Source organism: Paraburkholderia sp. CNPSo 3272 (assembly GCF_024206495.1).
GTDB lineage: Bacteria > Pseudomonadota > Gammaproteobacteria > Burkholderiales > Burkholderiaceae > Paraburkholderia.
The window spans coordinates 316,641-337,661 of sequence record NZ_JAMBPQ010000003.1 but is presented as its reverse complement, the minus strand read 5'-3'; the positions used below and the strand labels follow the sequence as shown (position 1 = coordinate 337,661).

Below are 21,021 nucleotides of genomic sequence, written 5' to 3'. Positions count from 1 at the left end.
CTCGCGGTGCGTTTCGCTCGTTGCGGGATTGAACGTAGTTCGATCAGTATTGCCAACCATTATTCGAGAAATTCCGTGATCGCTGCGGCAATCTCGTCGGCGTGCGTTTCCAGTGCGAAGTGCCCGGTGTCGAAATAGCGCACCACGGCTTGCGGCAGGTCGCGCTTGAACGCCTCCGCGCCAGTGGGAAGGAAGAACGGATCGTTCTTGCCCCACACGGCCAGAAACCGCGGCCGATGCGTGCGGAAATACGCTTGAAACTCGGGGTAGAGGGCGACGTTGTTCCGATAGTCGCGGAACAGGTCGAGCTGGACCTCTTGCGCGCCGGGGCGGTTCATATAGTAGTCGTCGAGCGAATAGCCGTCAGGCGACACTGCCGACGCTTCGGGCACGCCGTGCGTGTATTGCCAGATCGTCGCTTCGCGCGACAGCAGTGCACGCAGTGCCTCGCGATTGGCCGGCGAAGCGTCCTGCCAGTACGCGCGAATCGGATTCCAGCCGTCGCTCAGGCCTTCCTCGTAGGCGTTGCCGTTTTGCGAAATGATCGCCGAGATGCGCTCGGGATGCGCGAGCGCGAGGCGAAAGCCCGTGGGCGCGCCGTAGTCGAATACGTACACCGCGAACCGCTCGAAGCCGATTCGCTCGGTGAAGCGCGCCATCACCCTCGCGATGTTCTCGAACGTGTATGCGAACTGCCCCCGGTCGGGCAGGTCAGATTGACCGAAGCCCGGCAGATCCGGCGCGACGATATGAAAGCGGTCGGACAGCTTGGGAATGAGGTCGCGGAACATGTGGCCGGCGCTCGGAAAGCCATGCAATAGCAGGAGCTTCGGCGCGCCAACGCGCCCGGCTTCCCGGTAGAACACGTTGAAGCCGTCGATATCTGCGCGGCGGTAGGCAATGGCAGTCATGGGTTCCTCCAGAGGTGAACGGAAAGCCGCGCGTCTAGCGAGAAGAGACGGACTGAACGGCTTCGCCCGAGTTGCGGCGCCTGCGGGTGCGTTTTCCCGCGATGGAACACGTCGGCCACGGTTTCGCCTTCGTCGGGCGCGAGCGCTGCCGCCTACACGTGAGAGATGCTTCCTTACCTAACCGTTCCGTTGGTATTTTATAGGTTACTAATCACAGACGTAACTTGTCAATCAGCATTTGGCTAGTTACACTGAACGCACCCTGATTACCTTGCGCGGCAAGAAAATGGACTTCCGTCCCATACCGGCAATATTCGTGGCCGACGCGCCGGGGCTCGACTTCCTGAACTCGGTTGCGACACCAGTGGACGTGCCGGTCGACTGGATCGCCGACGGCGAAGGTTTGCTGGCCTGGCTCGAACGCTCGGGCATGGTCCCCGCGCGGGCACTTGCCGCCATGCGTGCGCAGTTCACCGCGGCCGAGTTCGACAGCATCGCGGGCGAGGCGCGCGCGCTACGCGAATGGTTCAGGTCGTTCGTAGGTGAAAAAAAAGGTCGGCCGCTCGCCCGCGGCGATCTGCGCGAACTCGCGCCGCTCAACGATTTACTCGCGCGTGACGACCGCTATGGCGAAGTCGTTGCGTCCGGCAGTGACGGCGCAGCGGCGTTCGAATACCGCGTGAATCGCCGCTGGAAAACGCCGGAATCGCTCTTGATGCCAATCGCCGAGGCGCTGGCGAAACTGGCCTGCGAGGAGGACTTCACGCACGTGAAAGCCTGCGAAGGCCCGAAATGCACGCTGCTGTTCGCCGATCACACCCGCGGGCACGCGCGCCGCTGGTGCAGCATGGCGATCTGCGGGAATCGCGCAAAAGTTGCGGCGCACCGCAAACGGCTGAAGGAACGCGAAAGCGCTTAGGGCGCCACGCCCGGGAGCGGGTCTTGCGGGGCTCTGGCGTGCCTACCGAAATGGGAGAGGAACGATGACCGCCAGCACCCCAAAGCCCCAGGAAAATGGCGCCAGCAACGCCAGCGAAAATCCGCAGCAGAAACATACCGAGCACAGCGACGACAAGCGCAGCGCCATGCCCGAGCGCGATGACAAGTCGCGCGAGCAGTCGCCCGCCGACCGCCCCGGCAAGCAGTCCGGCGAAGGGGAGCCGCCGGTGGGCTGATTCCGCTGTTCGTCAAGCGAAAGAGGCTTGCCTGGCGCAAGCCTCTTTCGCGTTCCGCCTCACTTACTTCGCATCCCTTATCGAATCGTCTCAGTCGCGATCCGGCGCGCCGAGTGGAAAAAGCGGACGATATGGCCGCGCCTCGTCCACGGCCTGCGCGAAGGAACGGCGCGCGAGCAGGCGGTCGCGATAGGCACGCAGCACGGGATACGCGGAGGCGATACTATGCGTCCAGTCCGCATAGAACAGCGAGGAAGAGGCGGCGCAGTCCGCCATCGTATAGTTCTCGCCCGCCGCCCACGTCTTGCCCGCAAGGTGGCCTTCGAGCCATGCGTAAGCAAGTTCGAGCTTTTCCTGCGCAAAGGCGCGCCCTTCGTCGCGCCGCGCCGGGTCGCCGGTCAACGCGCCATCCACGGCGCGTTGCACGGGTGTCATGACATGCAGGTCGAAGAAGCGGTCGAGAAAGCGCACGTCGAGCGCGGCCATGGGATCGGCGGGCAGCAGGCGCACCGGCCCGGGATGCGCGAGCTGAAGGTATTCGATGATGATGCTGGTTTCCGCCACGTTGCGCTCGCCGTCCACGAGCACCGGAAACTTGCGCAGCGGCCAGCGTTGCAGCCACCGCGCCGTATGCTCGGGCGAATCCGGACCGACGCCGCGGAACTCGAAAGGCGTGTTGTTCTCGTACAGCGCGATGAGCACCTTCTGCGTGTACGAGGAAAACGGATGACCATATAGCGCGAGCGACATCTTTGAATCTCCTGGTTCGAGCCGCGTGAAAGTCGTTGAACCATGCACCGGTGGCCGGCGGATTGCAAGCGTTGCCGGGAACTGCAGCGGCGCGTGTTAGGGGAACTGTACATGGCCGCGGCCAGATGCATGACGTATCGTGCACGGGCGAGACTCCCTCTTCTTTTCTTTCGATATGCTCAACATCCTCGGCAAAGCATCGTCCATCAACGTTCGCAAGGTGCTTTGGACCTGCATCGAATTGGACCTTCCCTTCGAGCGTGAGGATTGGGGCTCGGGCTTTCGCTCGACGCATACGCCGGAGTTCCTCGCGCTGAATCCCAACGCGCTCGTGCCGGTCATCAGGGACGGCGATTTCGTTCTGTGGGAGTCGAACACCATCATCCGCTATCTGGCGTCGCGCTATGGCGGCGCGCATCTCTATCCTGCCGATGCGTGCGAGCGGGCTCGCGTCGATCAATGGATGGACTGGCAGGCGACCGACCTGAACCGTTCGTGGAGCTATGCATTTCTCGCTCTGGTCAGAGCGTCGCCGGCTCACCAGGCATCCAGCGAAATCGCGCTTTCCATCGAGAACTGGACCCGGCATATGCGCATTCTCGACGCACGGCTGCAGGCGACCGGCGCGTTCGTCGCCGGCGCGCAATTCTCGCTTGCCGACATTCCCGTTGGGTTGTCCGTGAACCGCTGGTTCGGCACGCCCCTCGAGCATCCACATTTGCCGGCTGTTGCTGCGTATTTCGAACGGCTTGCCGAACGGCCCGGGTTTGCCGTGCATTGTGCAAATGGGTCGCCGTGAGGAGCGGCGCGGGCAGTTTCGTGGCCGGCGAGGAACTTCTCGTGGATGGCGCGTTCGTGGCGGTCTGATCCCCCGTGACACGACCGACGAAAAGATCCTTGAAAATCCGAGCTTCGCGCCGAGTAAGAATTCGCGCGCGAACGCCAGGCCGTGCACAATAACGCCATGCAAGCCCAAGACCTCGAACGCCTTGTCACCCTCGCCATGCCCTTCGGCAAATACAAGGGCCGGCTCATCGCCGACCTGCCCGGGCATTACCTCAACTGGTTCGCTCGCGAAGGGTTCCCGCCCGGCGAAATTGGCCGTCTGCTCGCGCTGATGCAGGAGCTGGACCATAACGGCCTGAAGGGCTTGCTCGAGCCCCTGCGCAAACGCGGCTAGCGCCAACCGGGCACCCGGCGGACAATGCTCGGGCGAATCTCTTGCGAGGCTCCCCGACATGGCCAATTTTCAGCCCGATGGATGGCACACCGTCACGCCCCGAATCGTCGTGCGCGACGCGGAGAACCTGGTCGCCTTCATCAAGACGGTGTTTCAGGCACAGGGCGCGTTCCGCCATGGGCGACCTGCCGAAATCAGGATCGGCGATTCGGTCGTGATGGTTAGCGGCTCGGACGGTCTTCGCGAGGCGATGCCGGCATTTCTGTACGTCTACGTTCAGGACACCGATTCGACCTACCAGCGAGCGATTGCGGCGAACGCGGTCTCGCTCGAGGTTCCGGCAGACCTGCCTTATGGCGACCGGCGCGCGATGGTCAGAGACCCGTGGGGAAACACCTGGCAGATCGCCACCCATCAGCGCGACCTCTCTGATGCCGAAATCCGCTCGAGAATGGACAGCGAAGGTTAGCCCGATATTCGAGCATTACGCGAATGGGGGCTGCAGGACGATTGCATCATCGCGCTCAGGGCCGGTGGTAACCATCGCCGCGGGCACGCCGACTTCGTTCTGAATCGCTTCGATCAGCGCCGCTGCCTGCGGTGGCAAGTCGCCATAAGAGCGCACGCCGCGGGTCGAACCGGCCCAGCCCTCGTAGCGCCTGAGAACCGGCTGCAGGCGCTGCTGCTCGGCGTTCGTGGATGGCATGTAGTCGATGCGCGCTCCATCGAGCATATAGCCCACACAGAGCTGCACCGACTCGAAGCCGTCGAGCACGTCGAGCTTCGTCAGCGCGAGTTGGTTGATCCCCGCGACTTTGCAGCTCTGACGCAGTTGCACGGTATCCAGCCAGCCGCAGCGGCGTGGGCGGCCGGTATTGACCCCGTACTCGCCGCCGCGCTGCCGGAGCACGTCGCCGAGCGCGCCGTCCAGTTCCGACGTGAACGGGCCTTCGCCGACGCGCGTCGCATAGACCTTGCTGACGCCAAGTACGCGCCCCAGTTGCGACGGCGCAATGCCGGCGCCGCTGGCCGCGCCGGCGGCAATGGTGCTCGACGACGTCACGTAGGGGTAGCTGCCCCAATCGATGTCGAGCATGACCGCCTGCGAGCCTTCGAATACCACGCGTTTGCCCGAAGTATGGGCGTGGTCGAGCTGCTCCCAGACGCGGCCCACGAACGGCAGGATGCGCGGCGCCATGGCGAGCAGCCCGCTCAACATCGGCTCGCGCGGGAACGGCTCCTGGCCCGTGCCGCGAAGCCAGGCGTTATGGTGCTCGAGCAGAACGTCGAGCTTTTCCGCCAGCAGGTCCGGTTCGGCCAGGTCGCATACGCGCAGGCCACGGCGCCCAACCTTGTCTTCGTACGCCGGACCAATGCCGCGCAAGGTGGTGCCGAGCGGCTTCGCGCGCATCCTTTCCTGGGCAGCGTCGAGCGCGCGATGCACCGGCAGGACCAGCGTGGCCGTCTCGGCAATCTGCAGCACTTCGGGCGTCACGCGGATGCCCAGCGCCGCCATGCGGTCGATCTCCGCGAGCAGCGCCTCGGGGTCGAGCGCGACGCCATTGCCGATCAGGCCAAGCTTCCCGCGCACGACGCCGCTGGGCAGCAGCGCCAGCTTGTAGGTGCGGCCGTCCACCACGAGCGTGTGCCCGGCGTTGTGTCCACCGTTGTATCGGACGACGATATCCGCCTTCTCCGCGAGCCAATCCACGATCCGGCCCTTCCCCTCATCGCCCCACTGCGCGCCGACCACGACGACATTCGACATGCGAGATTTTCCCTGGTGAGTTAATAGAACAGATCCAGAAACCGGAGCTGCTGAAAAGGGCTCAATATAGGGCGAGTCGTGCGCCACGAAAAGCGATGTAAACTCACGGCATTTGTCAGGAAAAGTCACATAGGGGGTCGATTTTGCGTCGTCTGCCACCGTTGAACGCCCTGCGCGTATTCGAGGCGGCCGCCCGCGCGGAGAGTTTTTCCATGGCGGCTGAGGAGCTTTGCGTCACACACGGGGCCGTTAGCCGACAGGTTCGGCAACTGGAGGACTGGCTCGGACTCGACCTGTTCGAGCGTCGCGGCCGCAGGGTTGTCTTGACTGCATCGGGGCGCGCCTACCTGGCCGAGGTATCGGCGGCGCTGGATCGCATCGCGCTGGCCACCAGTGAGCAGCTTCGGGCCACGCGCGCGCAGATCGTGAGGGTCAACGCGCCGACGACGTTCGCGTTGCGCTGGCTATTGCCGCAGCTTTCGAGCTTCCAGCTGACCAATCCGGCGGTGGAGGTCCGGCTGACGACTTCGGACGAGCCAATCGAAAAGCTCGGCGACGAATGCGACGTGGCGATTCGCGGCAGCGAACAGAAGTCGCAAGGGTATGCGGTCAAGGAGTTTCTATCGGAAGTCCGGCTGCCGGTGTGCTCCCCCAAGGTGCTGGAGTCTCACCCGATACGCCGTGTTTCGGACCTGGCGCACCATACCCTGCTTCACACGGCGACCTATCCCGGCCTTTGGGCGGAATGGCTTGCGGCGAGCGGCCACCCTGGGCTGGCCACGCGCCATTCCCAGCAACTGGATCACTTCTATTTGACCCTGCAAGCCGCCATTGACGGCCTTGGGATCGCAATGGGACCTACCGCGCTTGTCGCGCTCGACGTCAAAGAGGGGCGTCTCGTGTTCCCGTTCGACGGCCCCGCCCTGCCGGCATGGCGCTACTGCAGCTATGTCCGCGAAGCACGCCTGGAGGATCCTGCAATCAACACCTTTCTGGCGTGGTTGCGCGAACTCGGCCAGCGCTTTTCACATCGCGCGTAGCGCTGGAATGGCGCGTCGCCTGTTCCGCGCTCACGGGTTGACAGCCCGGATTCGATGCTTTAAAAAGTAAAGCATGAAAATTCCACGACCAGGACAACCCGTCCGCGGCTCGACCACCGGACGGCCGATCATGGTCGTGCTGGACCTGCTCGGGCGGCGTACCGCATTGCGGATACTGTGGGAACTTCGCGGCGAGGCGCTGACGTTTCGCGCGCTCCAGGAAGCGTGCGACACGAATGCCCGCCTGCTCAATACGCGGCTCGCGGAATTGCGGGCGTCCGGTCTCGTCGAGCACGGCGATGGCGGCTACCGCATGACAGCCGAAGGCAGGAAGCTCCTGGCCGCACTGCAGCCGCTGCTGGCCTGGGCGCATCAGTGGGCCGAGCGCGATCCGCACGGGTTCGAAGCTGCCGATCCCGATCACGCCGACCGCGAGGCGTAATTCGCGGTTTTTCACTCAAGGGATGTTGCACACCGTGAACCATCTCCGCTGGAAGATCGTGGCATTGCTCGTTGCGCCACTGACGTTCGTGATGACGCTCGACCGCACGGCCATGGCAGTCGCGGCCCCGACGATCCAGAACGAACTGGGCCTGTCGATCGTCGAGATGTCGATGATTCTCACGATCTACTTCTGGGCCTACGCAATCGGGCAGATACCGGCCGGCCGCGCTGCCGAACGCTTCGGCTCGCGCAGGGTGCTGTTCGGCACGAGCACGCTCTGGTCGCTCATGATGCTCGCCACGCCCCTAGGCACCTCGTTCGCCTGGCTCTTCGGATGCCGGCTCGTGCTGGGCGGGGCGCAGTCGGCGGACTGGTCGAGCAGTGTCGTCGCGCTCAAGCGCTGGGTTCCGGCCAGCGAGCGCGCAAAAGGCAACGCGCTGCTGCTCGCAGGGCTCTATCTTGGGCCGATCGTTTCGGCCCCGCTGACGGCGTGGACCATCGCGCGCTTCGGCTGGCATGCCGTTTTCTTCGGATTCGGCGCACTGGGCCTGCTACTCGGCGCGTTCTGGTGGTTCGGCTACCGCGACACGCCGGCCGCACATCCGCTCATCACGAAGGCAGAAGTCGAGTACATCGCAGCCGGCCAGCCACCCGAGCGCGTGGCGGCAAGGAGTGCGCTCAGGCGCTGTCTGAAGCAGTGGCGCTTCTGGATCTTCGGTATCCAGTACTTCCTGCTGGTGCTGATCCAGAGCTTCTATACGACGTGGCTGCCGACCTACCTCATGCGCGCGCGCGGGCTCTCGCTCAAGGCGATGGGTCTGTACGCATCGTTGCCCTGGGTTGCCGTGTTCGTGGCGGTATTCGTCGCGGGGGCATTCAGCGACTGGCTGCTTCGAAAGACCGGCTCGATCTATCGGGCGCGCACGCCCGTTGCAATGACCGGATTCGTCGTGAGCGCGCTCGCATTGACGGCGGCCTCGCGCGCGGAATCGATGGCGATGGTCATCGGCTTGCTGTGCCTGTCCTTTGCCGCGGTGGGATTCGTGCAGGTCGTCGTGTGGTCTGCCACGCAGGATCTCGGGCGCGCGTTTGCCGGTGTCATGTCGGGCTGGACGAACGTGTGGGGGGGCCCTCTCGAACGTCGCGGGCCCCATGACGCTCGCGTTGATCGTCAAGGTCACGCATAGCTGGGCGAGCGGCATGATCGTGATCGGCGCGGCGGCCGCCTGCGGTGCGCTGCTATGGCTGTTCGTGCACCCCGAGCGCCCCTTGCTCGGCGACGAGCCGGCCGGACCGCTGCCGCCCGCAGAAACGGGCGCGGCAACAGAGTCCGTGCGGAACGCGGGCGCTTCGCGCCATGATGCGCGCGAAACCGACGCGGATGCTGGCGAAGTATCCGAGCACAACAGCTAAGTCAGCGCGCGAGGATCATCTACGATGAGTGCAATTCCCGCGAGCGACACTGGCTGAAGCATCTCACTCCAAACAACGTAACCGAATAGCGCCGCCCCGATTAACGAAATGCCTGCCGGATTCCCAGCGCAATCATGAGCCCTCCACATGTGAGGTCGATCCACGCCTTCGCGCGACGATACGCCGTCGCAATCGCCGCGTGCGATAGAACGAGCGCGACTGCTCCGTACCAGCACGTCGCTGATGCACCGACAGTAGCAAGCATCGTGAAGAATGTCGGCGTGGAAACGTGGGTGGGCACCGCTGAGGAAAACACCGCCGCATAAAAGGCGATGGACTTCGGGTTCGCGATGTTTGTCGCGACACCTTGCAGGAACGCGGCCCGAAAAAGAGGCGCCTTCGTTGGGTGATGCGCTCCTGAGGGGGTTGCCCCTGCCGATACGACGAGGCGCAGCCCGAACCAGATCAGATAGGCCGCGCCAGCAAGCCTGACGCCGACAGCGAGCCACGGGAAAACAGCGAACACCATTCCGATACCAAGGATGGCGCAAGTCGCCCAGAACAGATTCACCATCACGATTCCGGCGACAAGCGCGAGCGCATCGGAGCGTCTGCCCGCTACCGCCTTGTGAGTGACTGCGACGAAGTTCGGCCCGGGTATAACGGCAGCTGCCGCGTAGACAAAAAAGACTGTCGCAATAGCAGACCAATCGACCATTTGTAGCCTCAATGAATTGTGGTTGTGCAAAACGTGGAGTTGCTTCATCGGCCAGTATTTTGAAGCAATTCACGACTGACCGCTGTTGGGCCGGCAATTGCCCGCTTAGAGGGTACAACAGGCGCTAGTCCACTACCGGGCTAACCTGCTGCCTGGCTTAGCGCTCGCCCTCAGGAAAGAAACACCCACCCTTGCGGACCAACGACTTCATCTCTTCGCTCACTTCCACGGGGCTTCGATTCAATCGAGCAACGAACTCCTTGTGTCGCCGCATGTACGACTTCGAGTCGTGCCTTCGCGCTCCAAAGGGCGATGTTGAGCAGAACAGGGATGAGGTCCAGACCCTGTCGCCGAAGATCTCCGCGCCGTAGTTCACTGCGCAATGGGCAACGGCGCCCGCAACAAGTCGTCAAGCTGTTTGCCATAAATATGAACGTCGTTTATTATTGTGAATGCGCGATCACAGTTTGGCGGCGATGTAACGCATAGTCATTTGCGGGTGCTCTGTCATCTCACAGGTATCCGGCTCGGCTATAGCCTTGGCGCCAAAAGCTGTGTGGTGACAAGTTGTGGGGCCACAGTACAGGAGGAGCTCGCCGTGCCACGGGAAGCTGTCACCGCCTGCCGCATCTGCGCCGGCAACTGTTCACTGCGCTTGACCCTCGACGACGTCGGACGCGTCGTTGCCGCGCGCGGCGACCGCGACAATCCGCTCACGCGCGGCTACGCCTGCATCAAGGGCGCGTATCTGCATGAGGCGCATAACAGCGCGGAGCGGCTTCTGCACCCGCTGAAACGGCAGCGCGACGGCAGCTTCGTGCAGATGCCGCTCGACGCGATGCTGGCCGAGATCGCGGCGCAACTTGAGGCGCTGATCGAGCGTCACGGCGCCGATGCGGTCGCAGCCTTTCGCGGCACCATGAACTACTCTAACCTCGCCGCCAATCATATGTTGCCCGCCTTCCTCGCGGCGCTGGGTTCGAATTCGTTTTTCTCTACAATGACCATCGATCAGTCGGCCAAATGGGTGGCATTTGAGCGACTGGGCGGCTGGCCTGCCGGCAAAGATCCGTACGCGCTCGCGGACGCGCTATTGTTCGTCGGCACCAATCCGCTGGTGTCGCTATCCACATTCAACTTTGCATTGCAGAATCCGGTCAAGCAGCTCCACGAAGCGAAGGAGCGCGGCCTGAAGCTGGTGGTGATCGATCCACGAGAGACCGAGACCGCCCGCCATGCCGATGTCTTCCTGCAGGTGTTGCCGGGCGAAGACCCGACCGTCCTTGCTGGCCTGCTGCGCATCATTCTGTGTCGGGGCTGGCACGATGCTGAATTCTGCGCGCGCTACGTCAAGGATCTGCGACGACTGGCGCGCGCGGTCGAGCCATTTACGCCCGAATACGTCGCCCAGCGCGCCGGCGTAAGCGTCGAAGGGCTAGAAGCCGCCGCTGCAGCCTTCGCGGAACCCGTCCGGGAGGCCGGCGGCCTGCGCCGCAAGCGTGGCTCGGCCGCGTCGGGAACCGGGCCCAATATGGCGCCGCACTCCAATCTGGCAGAGCATCTGGTCGAATGCCTCAACGTCGTATGTGGCCGCTTCGCTCGCCCCGGCGACCCCGTACCGAATCCCGGCGTGGTCGCCCCGCGCTACCAGCGCCGCGCCGAAGTGATTCCGCCACGCCGTTCCTGGGAATCCGGCTGGAAGAGCCGTGTCGGCGGCCATGGCATCCTGTTCGGCCAGAAGATGAGCGGCACGCTGGCCCAGGAAATCACTACGCCTGGCGCCGGCCAGATCCGTGCGTTGTTGGTCGACGGCGGCAATCCAGTCGATGCCGTGCCTGACCAGCGTCGCATCGCCGATGCGCTGCGTCAATTGGAACTACTGGTATGCATCGAGCCATTCATGACTAACACTGCGCGGCTCGCGCATTATGTGATTCCACCGAAGCTGATGTTCGAGCGCGCCGACCTGCATTCGCGCGACTACGAGTCCTACATCATGTTGCAGCCTTACGCACAATACTCGGCCGCCGTGGCGATGCCGCCGGAGGGATCCGAGGTCGTGGACGACTGGTTCGTGTTCTGGGATCTGGCGCGGCGCCTGGGCAAGACCGTCATATTCGACGGCGTTCCGCTCGATATGCGCGCAGCTCCGACCACCGACGAGCTGCTTGCGACCCTGGTTCGCCACGGCTCGATTTCATTCGACGAACTGAAGCTGAACCCACATGGGAAAATCTACGATGTCGAACCGATGGTCGTGCAGCCCGGCGAGCCAGCTAATACCGCGCGCTTTGACGTGATGCCGGACGACGTCGAGCGCGAACTGGGGGGCGTACTGACCGAAGCGGGAGCGCCACCGGGGTTCACGCATCGCCTGGCGGTGCGGCGCCTGCGCGACGTGCAGAACACCATGTACCACCACCTGCCCGCCATCCGCCGACGCATGACGTTCAATCCGGCCTTTGTGCATCCCGATGAGCTGGCTGCTCAAGGACTGACCGAAGGCCAGTGCGTGGCCATTGTTTCGCCGCACGGCCGCATTCGAGCTATCGTCAAAGCCGACCCCGCACTGCGCCGAGGCGTCGTGTCCATTCCGCACGGCTGGGGACCGATGCCCGACGAGGAGCCCGAAACCTACGCCGGCACCAATCCAAACCAGTTGCTCAGCACGACGGTTGGCCTTGATCCGATCAACGCCATGCCGGTAATGAGCGCGGTGCCTGTACGCATCGAAGCCGCAGACTGAAAGCAAGAGAGAACCCACTGTTCGAATCGAACGGTTTGTTCCGAGCACGACGATGTAGCTACCCGGCCGTCCTGCCTTGCCCGAAATGTGTTCGAGCAAACGAAAGCCACCACGCCACCACAACGTCCAGCAGCCCTCGCACCTTCGCGACACGCAGACCGTAGTTGCGGATGCGATGGAAGCCACCGGCAGCCTCTGTGGACGCTGCGTCACTTCATTGGCAATGAGTCAACGTGGTGGGAACCTCGCGGCGTGGTTCGACAACGCACGCGAGCGGCTGGACCAGGCCCAAGACCGGCCGCTCGCGCCGCTGCTGCGACTTCCTCGTTGCTCCGGTCGTGTCTCGGTGGTCGAAAGGTCTATGATGGGACTGTGAGGTTGCCATGCGTTATCAGGACCCGAGCGTCGAATGAAGCCACCACGCAATACCGACTCCGTGCCTGGAGAGTGGTATATCGACACGGCATGCATCAATTGCGGTGCATCGCGTCATGTCGCGCCTGGGCTGATCGTCGAGCGAAACGACAAAAGTGTCTTCGTTCGCCAGCCCGACACGCCCGAAGAGCAGCTTGCTGCCTGGCGGGCGGTGTTCGTATGCCCGACAGCATCGGTACGCAGCGAAACGAAGCAGCTTCGTCCGAACGCGGTGATCTTTCCACAGCAAATCACCTCGGGCGTGTGGCGCTGCGGATTCAACTCACGCTCATCGTTTGGCGCACATTCTTATTTCGCCTCGCGTGCGGACGGCAATCTGCTGATCGACTCACCGCGCTATGCGGCAGAGCTCGTCAAATGGTTCGACGACGCGGGTGGCATCGCACACATTCTTTTGTCACATCGTGACGACGTCGCAGACGCGGACAAATACGCGCGTCGATTCGGCGCGCGCGTCTGGATTCACCGGGAGGACAGCTCGGCTGCCCCCTATGCAACGGATCTACTCGACGACGTGTCGGCGCCGACCATTGCGGCCGGCGTACAGGCAGTCCCCGTGCCCGGTCACACTCGGGGTAGCGTCGTGTATCTCCTCGACGATCGCATTCTCTGCTCGGGTGATTCGCTTGCCTGGAGCCCACGCGAGCAGGACCTCGTCGCATTCAGGGACGCGTGCTGGTACTCATGGACCGAGCTCACCGAATCGCTCGGCAAGCTGGCCGTGTATCGTTTCGAATGGCTGCTTCCTGGTCACGGCTGGCTCGCGCACTTGCCGGCCAGGGAAATGAGTGCTCGCTTGGTCGCATTAGTCGCACGCATGCGAAATGGTTGAAGTCGCCGGAATAGCTCATTGCTGGTCTCCTCGCGCTCCACGGTTCTGATCGGGACTGGATTTCGCTGGCCCGGTGTGGCCCTAAAAGCCAGGCGGGGGTGGCAAGGGTAGGCCCGGTGGGGGAAGTGGCAGCCTTGGCGGGGACGACAGGGACGGAGGCGACGGAGGGGAAGGCAGGGTCGGAGGGGAAGGCAGCTTCGGCAACCCAGCAACGGGCGACCTGAGCATACTGATAACCGATTTGAGCTTCTGGGCGATGGCCTCGGTGACCGCCTTTTTCGCTTCGTGGGCGAGCGCCTCGCACACGGCACCGATGACCTCCGGCGGAGTGGCGCCGTTGGTGGTCGCGCCGATATTGGCGAGATGCAGCGTAGGCAGCGGTACCGTAAGCACGCCTCCGGGCAGGTGAACGTCGAGTGAGAGCGCGCCGCCCATGACGGTAAGGTTGCGGATGATGACCTTGCGCCCGTTGCTGCCGGCCTGGATGGCGGCCTGGATGGCGGAATAGGCTTGGGCTTTGTTCTTGATGGTCTCCAGGTTGCTGGTGGCGGTTGGACTTTGCGCCTCGTAAGTAATCTGCGGTGCGATGACCGTGGCGGAATCGACAATGACAGGGCCGCCGCCGAGAAGCGAGCCGCTCTCCACATGCAAGGCGATACGGTCCACCACGACGGCGTAGGGCGAAGAGAAACCAGTGGGGTTGCCCACGGTAAGTCCATCAAGCGCGCCCACGCCGGTTAAGGGCGAGAATTCGACGCTACCCACGAGCACCTGCGACTGGGTGGCAAGCGCGCCATCCGTCTCGATAGCGGACTTGATGGATGGTTCGAACCGGGCGAGCAGGGTCCACAGCGCAATAGCGGCGACGGCGAGCAGGGTCGCAACGGCAAGTCCGAGGGTTTTTTGCATGGTTTTGGGGTAACCCGAGAAAGGCGGTGGGCCGTCCAGACGCGTGGTGTTCGGATGGGGCTACTCTGCGATACCCTCATCCGAACAGCGCGGGGGTTGAGTGTTGAATGTGCAAAGGGGGACCTTCTTCGGCCTAGGTGGCGATTGCACCTTCGCGTACTGGAACTCAGGCGTTGCCATTATGGCGTCCCAGGTCGCGCCCGGCAGATATAGATTGCCGCCGCGCACGTCGAGGGCGGCGATGGGCACAGCTACGTCATGCGTGGCGACTCCGAGGAAGCCGCCTGCAGCGACGATGGCCGCCGAGACGGAGCCGTCCGGGGCCACGATCAGATCTTTGATCGCGCCGATTTTTTCGCTCTGGTCGTTGTATACCGATTTTCCCAGCACGCTCTTCTTGACGCTCCATCCTCGCAAAAGCGCCTGGGACTGCTCAATAGTGACGCTCAGAGGCTGAGTGCCGGCGAACTGTGCGTGCACATCGATACATGCTGCAAGCGCCACTGCTGCCAATACTGCCTTGTCCAAAGCCATATCGTTCACTCGATGGTTAGAATGGGTTTCTGGCACGTTCTTCGGATCCCCGGGGGCGACGCCGGCCGAGAGCCTGTATGCCAGATCGTTGGGCGGCAGTTTATCCACTTGCTGTCGGCTTACAAGCCCCGTGGCGCCAACTCATAGTTCCCGTTTTCGCAACGTTGAGAACCAACGACGCTTAGTCGATGATCCGTAGCGCCAGTTTCTGCCCATCTGGCTTAAATGCAGGAAGACCCCTTGACGTGCTCGTCATTGGGTCGAGGGTCAGTCAGGGTCGTCTTAAGCCTGTTGCATCGCCTGTCCGCCCGGAGATGTTCGTTGAGCTCTGTCGTCGGGCTCTGGTCGGCCAGGAACCGGTCGGTCGGCTCTGAAACTGGAAGGGGATCACTGGGTACCAGGCTAGACGCCCACTCCCATGGGCAAACTGGCATTCGAGATGCTCTCGCCGACCTGGATGGCGATCGATGCTGAGCGACGCCCTGATTGGCGCGTGATCGAACTGTTTTGTCAGTGGGGGGTTGCAGATGGGGTCTGATGAACGGGCTATTCGTGAGGTTCACGCAACCTGGATTGATGCAGTCAACGCCGGCGATCTTGTCCGCTTGCTCGGCTTGATGGCGGAGGATGTCGTGTTTCTCTATCCGGGCCGAGCGCCGTCAGGCCGGGAGGGATTCTCCGCTGGCTTCTCGGCCGCCCACCAACAATCTCGAATCCGATGCATCAGCGAGTTGGAAGAGGTAGTGATCGTCGGCGAAGTCGCCTACACAATGTGCCGGGACTCGTTGCCTGTGACACCGCGCGCCGGCGGAGAAGCGACGGAGCTGGCCGGTCATCGGATCACCATATACCGCAAACAGCCCGACGGCCGCTGGCTTCTGGCCCGCGACGCCAACACGCTCTCCCCAGTGGCAAGCTGAGGTCTAGAGAATCGTTTCGCTGGACCTGGCCATTCCATCGCGCGCACTGAGCGCCTTTGGACCGCCGCTCATGTCGAGCGTTGAGGTACACGAATCGCGCCGCGGAGAAATGACGGAGCGAAGAGTGCCCCATACGTGCAAATGCAGTCTCTGCTACTGTCCGCTTCATGTCGCGAAGCAGTCTTTGGATCGCCGGTTTGGCAGAACTCCGTTCCGGGCGGGGCCTTTTGCATGAACAATTGCGCCCGGGGCGTTCGCCTCGCTCGGGCGTGGGGCGGTGGCCGCCGGAAATCGCACGCGGCTCAGAAATGAGACAGCCCTGCACGTCCGGTCGGCTATCATGCGTGTCCTCCCCGAAGTAGCTCCCTATGATTTCCGTCCGTAATCTCACGCTGCGCCGCGGCGTCAATGTCGTACTCGATCGCGCGTCCGTCACCTTCACCCCCGGCGAAAAGATCGGTCTTGTCGGCCGCAATGGCGCCGGCAAGTCGTCCTTCTTCGGCCTGCTCAACGGCACCCTGCATGAAGATAGCGGCGAGTTCTCGATTCCCGCCGCATACAGGATGGGCCAAGTCGCGCAGGACATGCCGGAGACCACACAGAACGCGACCGACTTTGTCGTCGAGGGTGACACCGTGCTGCTGGCCGCGCAGGCCGAAGTAGCCGCCGCCGAGGCCTGCGACGACGGCATGCGCATGGCGCACGCCTACATGAGTCTGCACGACGCCGGTGCGCACGATGCACGCGCACGTGCCCAGGCGCTGATTCTGGGCCTTGGCTTCAGTGCTGCGCAGCTTAGCCAGCCGGTCAACAGTTTCTCCGGCGGCTGGCGCATGCGACTGCAGCTGGCGCGCGCGCTCATGTGCCCGTCCGACCTGCTCCTGCTCGACGAGCCGACCAATCACCTCGACCTCGACGCGCTGGTATGGCTGGAAGCCTGGCTCAAGCGCTATCAAGGAACGCTCGTAGTGATCAGCCACGACCGCGAATTCCTCGACGCGGTGACGCAGGTGACGGTGCACGTCGACAACGCCAAGCTCGTGCGTTATGGCGGCAACTACAGCAAGTTCGAAGAGATGCGCGCTGAGCAGCTCGCATTGCAGCAGGCCGCAATGGCCAGGCAGGCGGACAAGATCGCTCATCTGCAGAAATTCATCGACCGTTTCAAGGCCAAGGCCTCGAAGGCGAAACAGGCGCAGAGCCGGGTCAAGGCGCTCGAACGCATGGAAAAGATCGCACCGGTGCTTGCCGATGCGGAGTTCACCTTCGAGTTCAAGGAGCCCCTCAACGTCCCGAACCCTCTGTTGTCGATGCTGGACGCGAGCTTCGGCTATCCGGCGCCGACGGGCGCACTGCCGGGCACGCCGCCCACGGTGATCGTGCGGGGCATCAGCCGTTCCGTGCTGGCCGGGCAACGCATTGGCATTCTCGGTGCCAACGGGCAAGGCAAGTCCACGCTGGTGAAAACCGTGGCGCATTCGCTGGCGCCGATTGCCGGTGAAATCAGCGAAGGCAAAGGCCTGAACATCGGTTACTTCGCCCAGCAAGAGCTCGATGTACTGCGCCCGCTCGACACGCCGATGGAACACATGATCCGCCTTGCCAGGGACACGCCGGCGCACATGCGCGCCCCCGGCCAGAGTGGCACCGAACAATCCCTTCGCACCTTCCTCGGTACCTTCAACTTCAGTGGCGACACGGTCCATCAGGCGGTTAGCACAATGAGCGGCGGCGAAAAAGCGCGGCTCGTGTTGTGCATGATCGTGTGGCAGCGCCCCAACCTGCTGCTGCTCGACGAGCCTACCAACCACCTCGACCTGGCCACACGCGAAGCGCTAGCCATGGCACTCAACGAATTCGAAGGCACGGTGATGCTGGTCAGTCACGACCGGGCCCTGCTACGCGCCGTTTGTGATGAGTTCTGGCTGGTCACCAACGGTGGTGTAGAGCCCTTCGACGGTGATCTGGACGACTATCAGGAGTTCCTGCGCGACGAAGCCCGTCGTACGCGCGAGCAGGCTGCCGCAGATTAGAAGGACGCCTGACATACCCCCGCGCTGGAGGCGAGCGTTGCATGGGAGGCGATGCGCAGACGTTCGGCAAGGACTTCGGTAATCGTGCGGGGAAGCGCGCTCCAATGCAAGCTATCGGCCACAAGCTGCCTTTTACGATCGCAGCCACTCAGTCATTCGAGTGGCTGTTCGGCATCGAACAGCGGACCTTCTCTAAAAAGATCGAATCCAGAGTCCGGCGCTGCAAGCCGCCCCACTGACGCGCAGATCACTCGGCAGATTGAGCCGTGACATGGCGTCAGTGGTGTGATTGCCTACGTCGAGCGCTTGCCTGATTTGAAGCCCGCGATCGAAATCGCACTTGCCGCGCTGGTGGCGCATTGCAGGTTGCGAAACCCGTCGGTACCTCGCCCCCCGGTTCGACGTGACCGTCACGATCGCAGTGATTCGTCGTTCAGCCCGGACGATCTGCACGCGTCTTGCGACCGTGAGCTACAGGGCCGGAATCACGTTTGGATATTCAAGATGGTACTCCACACGCTTGACGCCCGGCACGCTCTCCGCCGCAACGCGGATGGCCCGCTTTTCCTCTACAGATTCGATCACCCCGCATAGATGCGCGACACCATCCTTGACGCGCACGCAGTTTTTGGGCAACCCCCAGTTCTGCCCGTGCATTGTCCGGACTATCGCTTCGCGCAGGCTCGCATCATCGCGCGAAGCTAATTCCACGACCGGAGCAATTCGCGCGAGTGCGCGAATCAGGTTCGAGCGACTCAAATTTCCGATCAGCGTGCCACTCTTCAACACTGGCACGCTGTCGAGACGTCGACGCTCCATGAGGTCCGCGATCTGCTGGAGCGGCATATCCTCCGAGATCGAAATCACCTCTTCGCACATCACGTCGCCTACGACGCGCCCGTGCTCCTTCAGATATCTCGCGGCCTGAGCGCGGGGGGACGACAACAGGACTTCGAGCCACCACTGGCGCTTTCTGTGGCAGGTGCTGTTCTCTACTCGATGCAGAAGATCGCGTTCGCCGACGATACCGACAACTTGTCCGTTCTCGTCGACGACCGGCATGCTCCCGATATGGTTTTCGACCAAAAGTGTTGCCGCTTCGTGGATCGTCATGTCCGGTGTGGCAGTGATTACGGACGCAGTCATGATGTCTTGCGCGCGCATAGTTGCTCCTCCTGCTTGTTCGCGACGGGTCCTCGTCTGGTGCTCCCGTCACGTGGCTTTGGCAGACCGTCCCGAGCCGATCGCTCGGTGCTGAGGCGCCTTGATTCCACAACCTGATTCAATTCCCGGAGGGGTCGGTGCTCCGTGGGCGAACACCCGCCTTGGTTAGACTTTTCTTGTCGTTGGGCGCGATCGCGCCGACTGCGCTAGCGGACTGCGAGTGAACAATAGAGGTCGGGAATACAAAGGGCAATTGAATCATCCAGTGCGGGCTGCGGAGCAAACGGAATCTGCGATGGGTCGAAGCGCGGAAACGGAGTGTTTCCCGAAGCACGGGAAAATACGACGGAGTCTTCCAGCCCAGAATCGAAATCGTCGTTACCGGTCGCGGCAATAGAGCATTGGACCCCGGCGGTGGCCATCGCCGTGAGCACGCAGCAGGTTCGAACAATTTTGACCCTGCTCGCGTATCTCATGTCGAGGTTCCTTAAAAGGCAGTTCAAAAAGAGCTCGTAACGGCAGTCTACTTTTCCGGCAAGCGGTTAACCTGGGATACCTGATCAATTGGTCAAGGAGTGCCGGCTGCTATCAGCGATCGCGAGCTGTAGTTACTGATCGAACCGTTAGTTCTGCGTCACAGAATCGCGACGCAAGCGATACCCTGGGCGCCTGCGGGCCTCGGACTGTGCGGCACTCAATGGCATCGTGGTGTGCTCTCGACAGCGGCGCGTTGAAGGCGGGCACGCTGCAATGCAATAGCGGCATGGGTCTAATCGTAGATGATTCGCTGACACCCGAACATAACCTGAATAGGTGATCGCGTGACTCTCTCTCGGCCCGTGCCGGTGCGACCTGTCCAGTCCACTTCGGACAGCCAGCCTGACGACTCGATGTTCGCGCTCTGGGGCGAGCCTTCTGGCCGACCTGGCCGTCGGCCACGCAGACAGCATGTCAATGCGTTGCGACCTCAACGAGGATGCCCGCGTGCACATCTTTATTTTGCGCAGCGCGGAGGCTCCGCGATTTGCATCCACGGACAAGAAGCCTTACGGCCTCGCCTTGCGCGGGCGGTTCGCCATCGTTGCCTGCAACGCCAGCGCCTGCAGTTCGCTATCTCAGCTTGCCGAGCCACAGCGCGGTGAGCGTTGAGCGATTCCGGACGTTGAATTTGGCGTAGATCGCCTTGATATGGACATGCGTCGTGTTCGGACTTTGGTCGAGCTTCTGCGCGATCTGCTTTTCCGTGAGTCCGTCGAGCAGCCACAGCAGCACCCTTCGCTCGGCCGTCGTCAGGGGAGCGTCGGCGATGAGCAGGCCGTGGCTGAGCAGTTGCTGCCGGTTGAACCATCTAAGCCCATGCATCACGAAACCCAGACGCTCGAGATCCGGCGCAGAGAATCGGGGTGCCCGCACATCGCGAAACACGAAGAGATGAATCCGCACATCGTCATTGAGCGAGCAACGCACCTGGATGCTGTCGCCGTGGCCGACTTCGAGGTAGTGGCGCCGATAGTGCTCACCTTCAAACCATTCGGCGGGCATCGCCTCGAAGAGCAAGTTGGCGCAGAACGGCTCGTTCCCTGAGGCGGCCACGACATGTGACGAGTCGACGTGGCCGGACCAGAGCGTGTCGTACTGCTCCTGCACCGAAGCGACCATCGCCGGTACCGGATGCAGAAGCCGAACCAGTCGTGGACGCCAGCCGAACAAAGGATCCTTTGGCGCGAGCGAAGGCAATCGCACGACAACGGCCCAAAGCGCATTCTGTGCTTTGACCATGGCACAGAGCTTGGTTAGCAGATGGGACAGCGCGACATCGCCATCACCTGCTGAGAACTCGGCCAGCCGATCCCATAGTGCATAGACGTCATCGTGCGCCGGTGGATTGGTGGAATCCGCGAATGGAAGCATGTCGTCCTCAAGAAGAATGGGCGGATCACCGATCTTCGGTGAGCATGAGGGTATCACCTTTTCAGGTAGTACCGACGCGTATCACGGTGCTCGATACTGATGTGCCGCTCACAGCCGCGACCGTCATCAACCGGAACT

Annotated in this window: 23 protein-coding genes; 14 read left to right on the top strand and 9 right to left on the bottom strand. The window is 62.6% G+C overall.

The window, feature by feature from the left end; translation table 11 throughout:
• Nucleotides 1-59 precede the first annotated feature (59 nt).
• Nucleotides 60-911: an alpha/beta fold hydrolase gene (locus M3I53_RS05880; RefSeq protein ID WP_254315027.1), complete on the bottom strand. Its 852-nt coding sequence runs from the start codon at nt 909-911 to the stop codon at nt 60-62.
• Between the two features lie 286 nt (nt 912-1,197).
• On the opposite strand from M3I53_RS05880, the gene M3I53_RS05875 reads away from it, so the two are divergent.
• The gene (locus M3I53_RS05875; protein ID WP_254315026.1) at nt 1,198-1,830 is read left to right on the top strand and encodes an ABATE domain-containing protein; all 633 of its coding nucleotides are present in this window, start codon (nt 1,198-1,200) and stop codon (nt 1,828-1,830) included.
• A 64-nt stretch (nt 1,831-1,894) separates the two neighbouring features.
• Nucleotides 1,895-2,086, top strand: a complete 192-nt coding sequence (locus tag M3I53_RS05870) for a hypothetical protein (protein WP_254315025.1) — start codon at nt 1,895-1,897, stop codon at nt 2,084-2,086.
• A 90-nt stretch (nt 2,087-2,176) separates the two neighbouring features.
• Here M3I53_RS05870 and M3I53_RS05865 read toward each other — a convergent pair whose 3' ends face one another.
• Nucleotides 2,177-2,836, bottom strand: a complete 660-nt coding sequence (locus tag M3I53_RS05865; protein WP_254315024.1) for a glutathione S-transferase family protein — start codon at nt 2,834-2,836, stop codon at nt 2,177-2,179.
• Between the two features lie 175 nt (nt 2,837-3,011).
• Here M3I53_RS05865 and M3I53_RS05860 point away from each other — a divergent pair, with 175 nt between their 5' ends.
• The 3 genes from M3I53_RS05860 to M3I53_RS05850 all read left to right on the top strand — a co-directional run bounded on the left by M3I53_RS05860 (nt 3,012) and on the right by M3I53_RS05850 (nt 4,485).
• Nucleotides 3,012-3,635 carry a glutathione S-transferase family protein gene (locus M3I53_RS05860; protein ID WP_254315023.1) on the top strand — a complete coding sequence of 208 codons (624 nt, stop codon included), beginning with the start codon at nt 3,012-3,014 and terminating at the stop codon, nt 3,633-3,635.
• A 165-nt stretch (nt 3,636-3,800) separates the two neighbouring features.
• Nucleotides 3,801-4,016, top strand: coding sequence for a DUF3820 family protein (locus M3I53_RS05855; RefSeq protein ID WP_028208077.1), 216 nt, complete (start codon nt 3,801-3,803; stop codon nt 4,014-4,016).
• A 58-nt stretch (nt 4,017-4,074) separates the two neighbouring features.
• Nucleotides 4,075-4,485, top strand: coding sequence for a VOC family protein (locus M3I53_RS05850; protein WP_254315022.1), 411 nt, complete (start codon nt 4,075-4,077; stop codon nt 4,483-4,485).
• Nucleotides 4,486-4,500: 15 nt separating this feature from the next.
• Here M3I53_RS05850 and M3I53_RS05845 read toward each other — a convergent pair whose 3' ends face one another.
• A complete protein-coding gene (locus tag M3I53_RS05845; RefSeq protein WP_254315021.1) occupies nt 4,501-5,784 on the bottom strand; it encodes an adenylosuccinate synthase in 1,284 nt (427 codons plus the stop codon).
• A gap of 140 nt (nt 5,785-5,924) precedes the next feature.
• Here M3I53_RS05845 and gcvA point away from each other — a divergent pair, with 140 nt between their 5' ends.
• The 4 genes from gcvA (at nt 5,925) to M3I53_RS05825 (ending at nt 8,681) form a co-directional block, all read left to right on the top strand.
• Nucleotides 5,925-6,824, top strand: coding sequence for a transcriptional regulator GcvA (gene gcvA, locus M3I53_RS05840; protein WP_254315113.1), 900 nt, complete (start codon nt 5,925-5,927; stop codon nt 6,822-6,824).
• Between the two features lie 130 nt (nt 6,825-6,954).
• Complete coding sequence (locus M3I53_RS05835; RefSeq protein ID WP_254315020.1) at nt 6,955-7,266, top strand: winged helix-turn-helix transcriptional regulator; 312 nt, start codon at nt 6,955-6,957, stop codon at nt 7,264-7,266.
• Nucleotides 7,267-7,300: 34 nt separating this feature from the next.
• Nucleotides 7,301-8,455 (top strand): MFS transporter, encoded by a 1,155-nt coding sequence (locus M3I53_RS05830; protein ID WP_254315019.1) that lies wholly within the window; start codon nt 7,301-7,303, stop codon nt 8,453-8,455.
• Entirely contained in the window at nt 8,421-8,681 is a 261-nt protein-coding gene (locus M3I53_RS05825; RefSeq protein ID WP_254315018.1) for a hypothetical protein, read from the top strand. Before M3I53_RS05830 ends, M3I53_RS05825 begins: the two co-directional genes overlap by 35 nt.
• A 100-nt stretch (nt 8,682-8,781) precedes the next feature.
• Here the strand turns inward: M3I53_RS05825 and M3I53_RS05820 are convergent, their stop codons facing one another.
• The gene (locus tag M3I53_RS05820; protein ID WP_254315112.1) at nt 8,782-9,399 is read right to left on the bottom strand and encodes a LysE family translocator; all 618 of its coding nucleotides are present in this window, start codon (nt 9,397-9,399) and stop codon (nt 8,782-8,784) included.
• A 598-nt stretch (nt 9,400-9,997) separates the two neighbouring features.
• Between M3I53_RS05820 and M3I53_RS05815 the strand changes: the two genes are divergently transcribed.
• Both M3I53_RS05815 and M3I53_RS05810 read left to right on the top strand, forming a co-directional pair.
• Nucleotides 9,998-12,145: a molybdopterin-dependent oxidoreductase gene (locus M3I53_RS05815; RefSeq protein ID WP_254315017.1), complete on the top strand. Its 2,148-nt coding sequence runs from the start codon at nt 9,998-10,000 to the stop codon at nt 12,143-12,145.
• Between the two features lie 409 nt (nt 12,146-12,554).
• Entirely contained in the window at nt 12,555-13,412 is an 858-nt protein-coding gene (locus M3I53_RS05810; RefSeq protein ID WP_254315016.1) for an MBL fold metallo-hydrolase, read from the top strand.
• A gap of 81 nt (nt 13,413-13,493) precedes the next feature.
• Here M3I53_RS05810 and M3I53_RS05805 read toward each other — a convergent pair whose 3' ends face one another.
• Nucleotides 13,494-14,321 carry a hypothetical protein gene (locus M3I53_RS05805; RefSeq protein WP_254315015.1) on the bottom strand — a complete coding sequence of 276 codons (828 nt, stop codon included), beginning with the start codon at nt 14,319-14,321 and terminating at the stop codon, nt 13,494-13,496.
• Between the two features lie 60 nt (nt 14,322-14,381).
• Entirely contained in the window at nt 14,382-14,855 is a 474-nt protein-coding gene (locus tag M3I53_RS05800) for a PRC-barrel domain-containing protein (protein WP_254315111.1), read from the bottom strand.
• A gap of 527 nt (nt 14,856-15,382) precedes the next feature.
• On the opposite strand from M3I53_RS05800, the gene M3I53_RS05795 reads away from it, so the two are divergent.
• The 3 genes from M3I53_RS05795 (at nt 15,383) to M3I53_RS05785 (ending at nt 18,047) form a co-directional block, all read left to right on the top strand.
• The gene (locus tag M3I53_RS05795; protein ID WP_254315014.1) at nt 15,383-15,775 is read left to right on the top strand and encodes an SgcJ/EcaC family oxidoreductase; all 393 of its coding nucleotides are present in this window, start codon (nt 15,383-15,385) and stop codon (nt 15,773-15,775) included.
• Nucleotides 15,776-16,143: 368 nt separating this feature from the next.
• Complete coding sequence (locus M3I53_RS05790) at nt 16,144-17,808, top strand: ABC-F family ATP-binding cassette domain-containing protein (protein WP_254315013.1); 1,665 nt, start codon at nt 16,144-16,146, stop codon at nt 17,806-17,808.
• 41 nt (nt 17,809-17,849) lie between these two features.
• On the top strand, nt 17,850-18,047 hold the full coding sequence (locus tag M3I53_RS05785) for a hypothetical protein (RefSeq protein WP_254315012.1): 198 nt from the start codon (nt 17,850-17,852) through the stop codon (nt 18,045-18,047).
• Between the two features lie 232 nt (nt 18,048-18,279).
• On the opposite strand, the gene M3I53_RS05780 is transcribed toward M3I53_RS05785, so the two are convergent.
• The 3 genes from M3I53_RS05780 to M3I53_RS05770 form a co-directional block, all read right to left on the bottom strand.
• The gene (locus tag M3I53_RS05780) at nt 18,280-18,972 is read right to left on the bottom strand and encodes a CBS domain-containing protein (RefSeq protein ID WP_254315011.1); all 693 of its coding nucleotides are present in this window, start codon (nt 18,970-18,972) and stop codon (nt 18,280-18,282) included.
• A gap of 206 nt (nt 18,973-19,178) precedes the next feature.
• A complete protein-coding gene (locus M3I53_RS05775; protein WP_254315010.1) occupies nt 19,179-19,448 on the bottom strand; it encodes a hypothetical protein in 270 nt (89 codons plus the stop codon).
• A 634-nt stretch (nt 19,449-20,082) separates the two neighbouring features.
• On the bottom strand, nt 20,083-20,883 hold the full coding sequence (locus tag M3I53_RS05770) for a helix-turn-helix transcriptional regulator (RefSeq protein WP_254315009.1): 801 nt from the start codon (nt 20,881-20,883) through the stop codon (nt 20,083-20,085).
• Nucleotides 20,884-21,021: the final 138 nt, after the last annotated feature.

Excerpts from the sequence above, each read along its gene's own strand:
- M3I53_RS05880 (WP_254315027.1), bottom strand. The coding sequence starts at position 911 with ATGACTGCCATTGCCTACCGCCGCGCAGATATCGACGGCTTCAACGTG.
- M3I53_RS05825 (WP_254315018.1), top strand. The coding sequence starts at position 8,421 with ATGACGCTCGCGTTGATCGTCAAGGTCACGCATAGCTGGGCGAGCGGC.
- M3I53_RS05775 (WP_254315010.1), bottom strand. The coding sequence starts at position 19,448 with ATGAGATACGCGAGCAGGGTCAAAATTGTTCGAACCTGCTGCGTGCTC.
- M3I53_RS05820 (WP_254315112.1), bottom strand. The coding sequence starts at position 9,399 with ATGGTCGATTGGTCTGCTATTGCGACAGTCTTTTTTGTCTACGCGGCA.
- M3I53_RS05865 (WP_254315024.1), bottom strand. The coding sequence starts at position 2,836 with ATGTCGCTCGCGCTATATGGTCATCCGTTTTCCTCGTACACGCAGAAG.
- M3I53_RS05780 (WP_254315011.1), bottom strand. The coding sequence starts at position 18,972 with ATGCGCGCGCAAGACATCATGACTGCGTCCGTAATCACTGCCACACCG.
- M3I53_RS05845 (WP_254315021.1), bottom strand. The coding sequence starts at position 5,784 with ATGTCGAATGTCGTCGTGGTCGGCGCGCAGTGGGGCGATGAGGGGAAG.
- M3I53_RS05810 (WP_254315016.1), top strand. The coding sequence starts at position 12,555 with ATGAAGCCACCACGCAATACCGACTCCGTGCCTGGAGAGTGGTATATC.
- M3I53_RS05855 (WP_028208077.1), top strand. The coding sequence starts at position 3,801 with ATGCAAGCCCAAGACCTCGAACGCCTTGTCACCCTCGCCATGCCCTTC.
- M3I53_RS05860 (WP_254315023.1), top strand. The coding sequence starts at position 3,012 with ATGCTCAACATCCTCGGCAAAGCATCGTCCATCAACGTTCGCAAGGTG.
- M3I53_RS05805 (WP_254315015.1), bottom strand. The coding sequence starts at position 14,321 with ATGCAAAAAACCCTCGGACTTGCCGTTGCGACCCTGCTCGCCGTCGCC.
- M3I53_RS05850 (WP_254315022.1), top strand. The coding sequence starts at position 4,075 with ATGGCCAATTTTCAGCCCGATGGATGGCACACCGTCACGCCCCGAATC.
- M3I53_RS05795 (WP_254315014.1), top strand. The coding sequence starts at position 15,383 with ATGGGGTCTGATGAACGGGCTATTCGTGAGGTTCACGCAACCTGGATT.
- M3I53_RS05870 (WP_254315025.1), top strand. The coding sequence starts at position 1,895 with ATGACCGCCAGCACCCCAAAGCCCCAGGAAAATGGCGCCAGCAACGCC.
- M3I53_RS05785 (WP_254315012.1), top strand. The coding sequence starts at position 17,850 with ATGGGAGGCGATGCGCAGACGTTCGGCAAGGACTTCGGTAATCGTGCG.
- M3I53_RS05835 (WP_254315020.1), top strand. The coding sequence starts at position 6,955 with ATGGTCGTGCTGGACCTGCTCGGGCGGCGTACCGCATTGCGGATACTG.
- M3I53_RS05790 (WP_254315013.1), top strand. The coding sequence starts at position 16,144 with ATGATTTCCGTCCGTAATCTCACGCTGCGCCGCGGCGTCAATGTCGTA.
- M3I53_RS05800 (WP_254315111.1), bottom strand. The coding sequence starts at position 14,855 with ATGGCTTTGGACAAGGCAGTATTGGCAGCAGTGGCGCTTGCAGCATGT.
- M3I53_RS05875 (WP_254315026.1), top strand. The coding sequence starts at position 1,198 with ATGGACTTCCGTCCCATACCGGCAATATTCGTGGCCGACGCGCCGGGG.
- M3I53_RS05770 (WP_254315009.1), bottom strand. The coding sequence starts at position 20,883 with ATGCTTCCATTCGCGGATTCCACCAATCCACCGGCGCACGATGACGTC.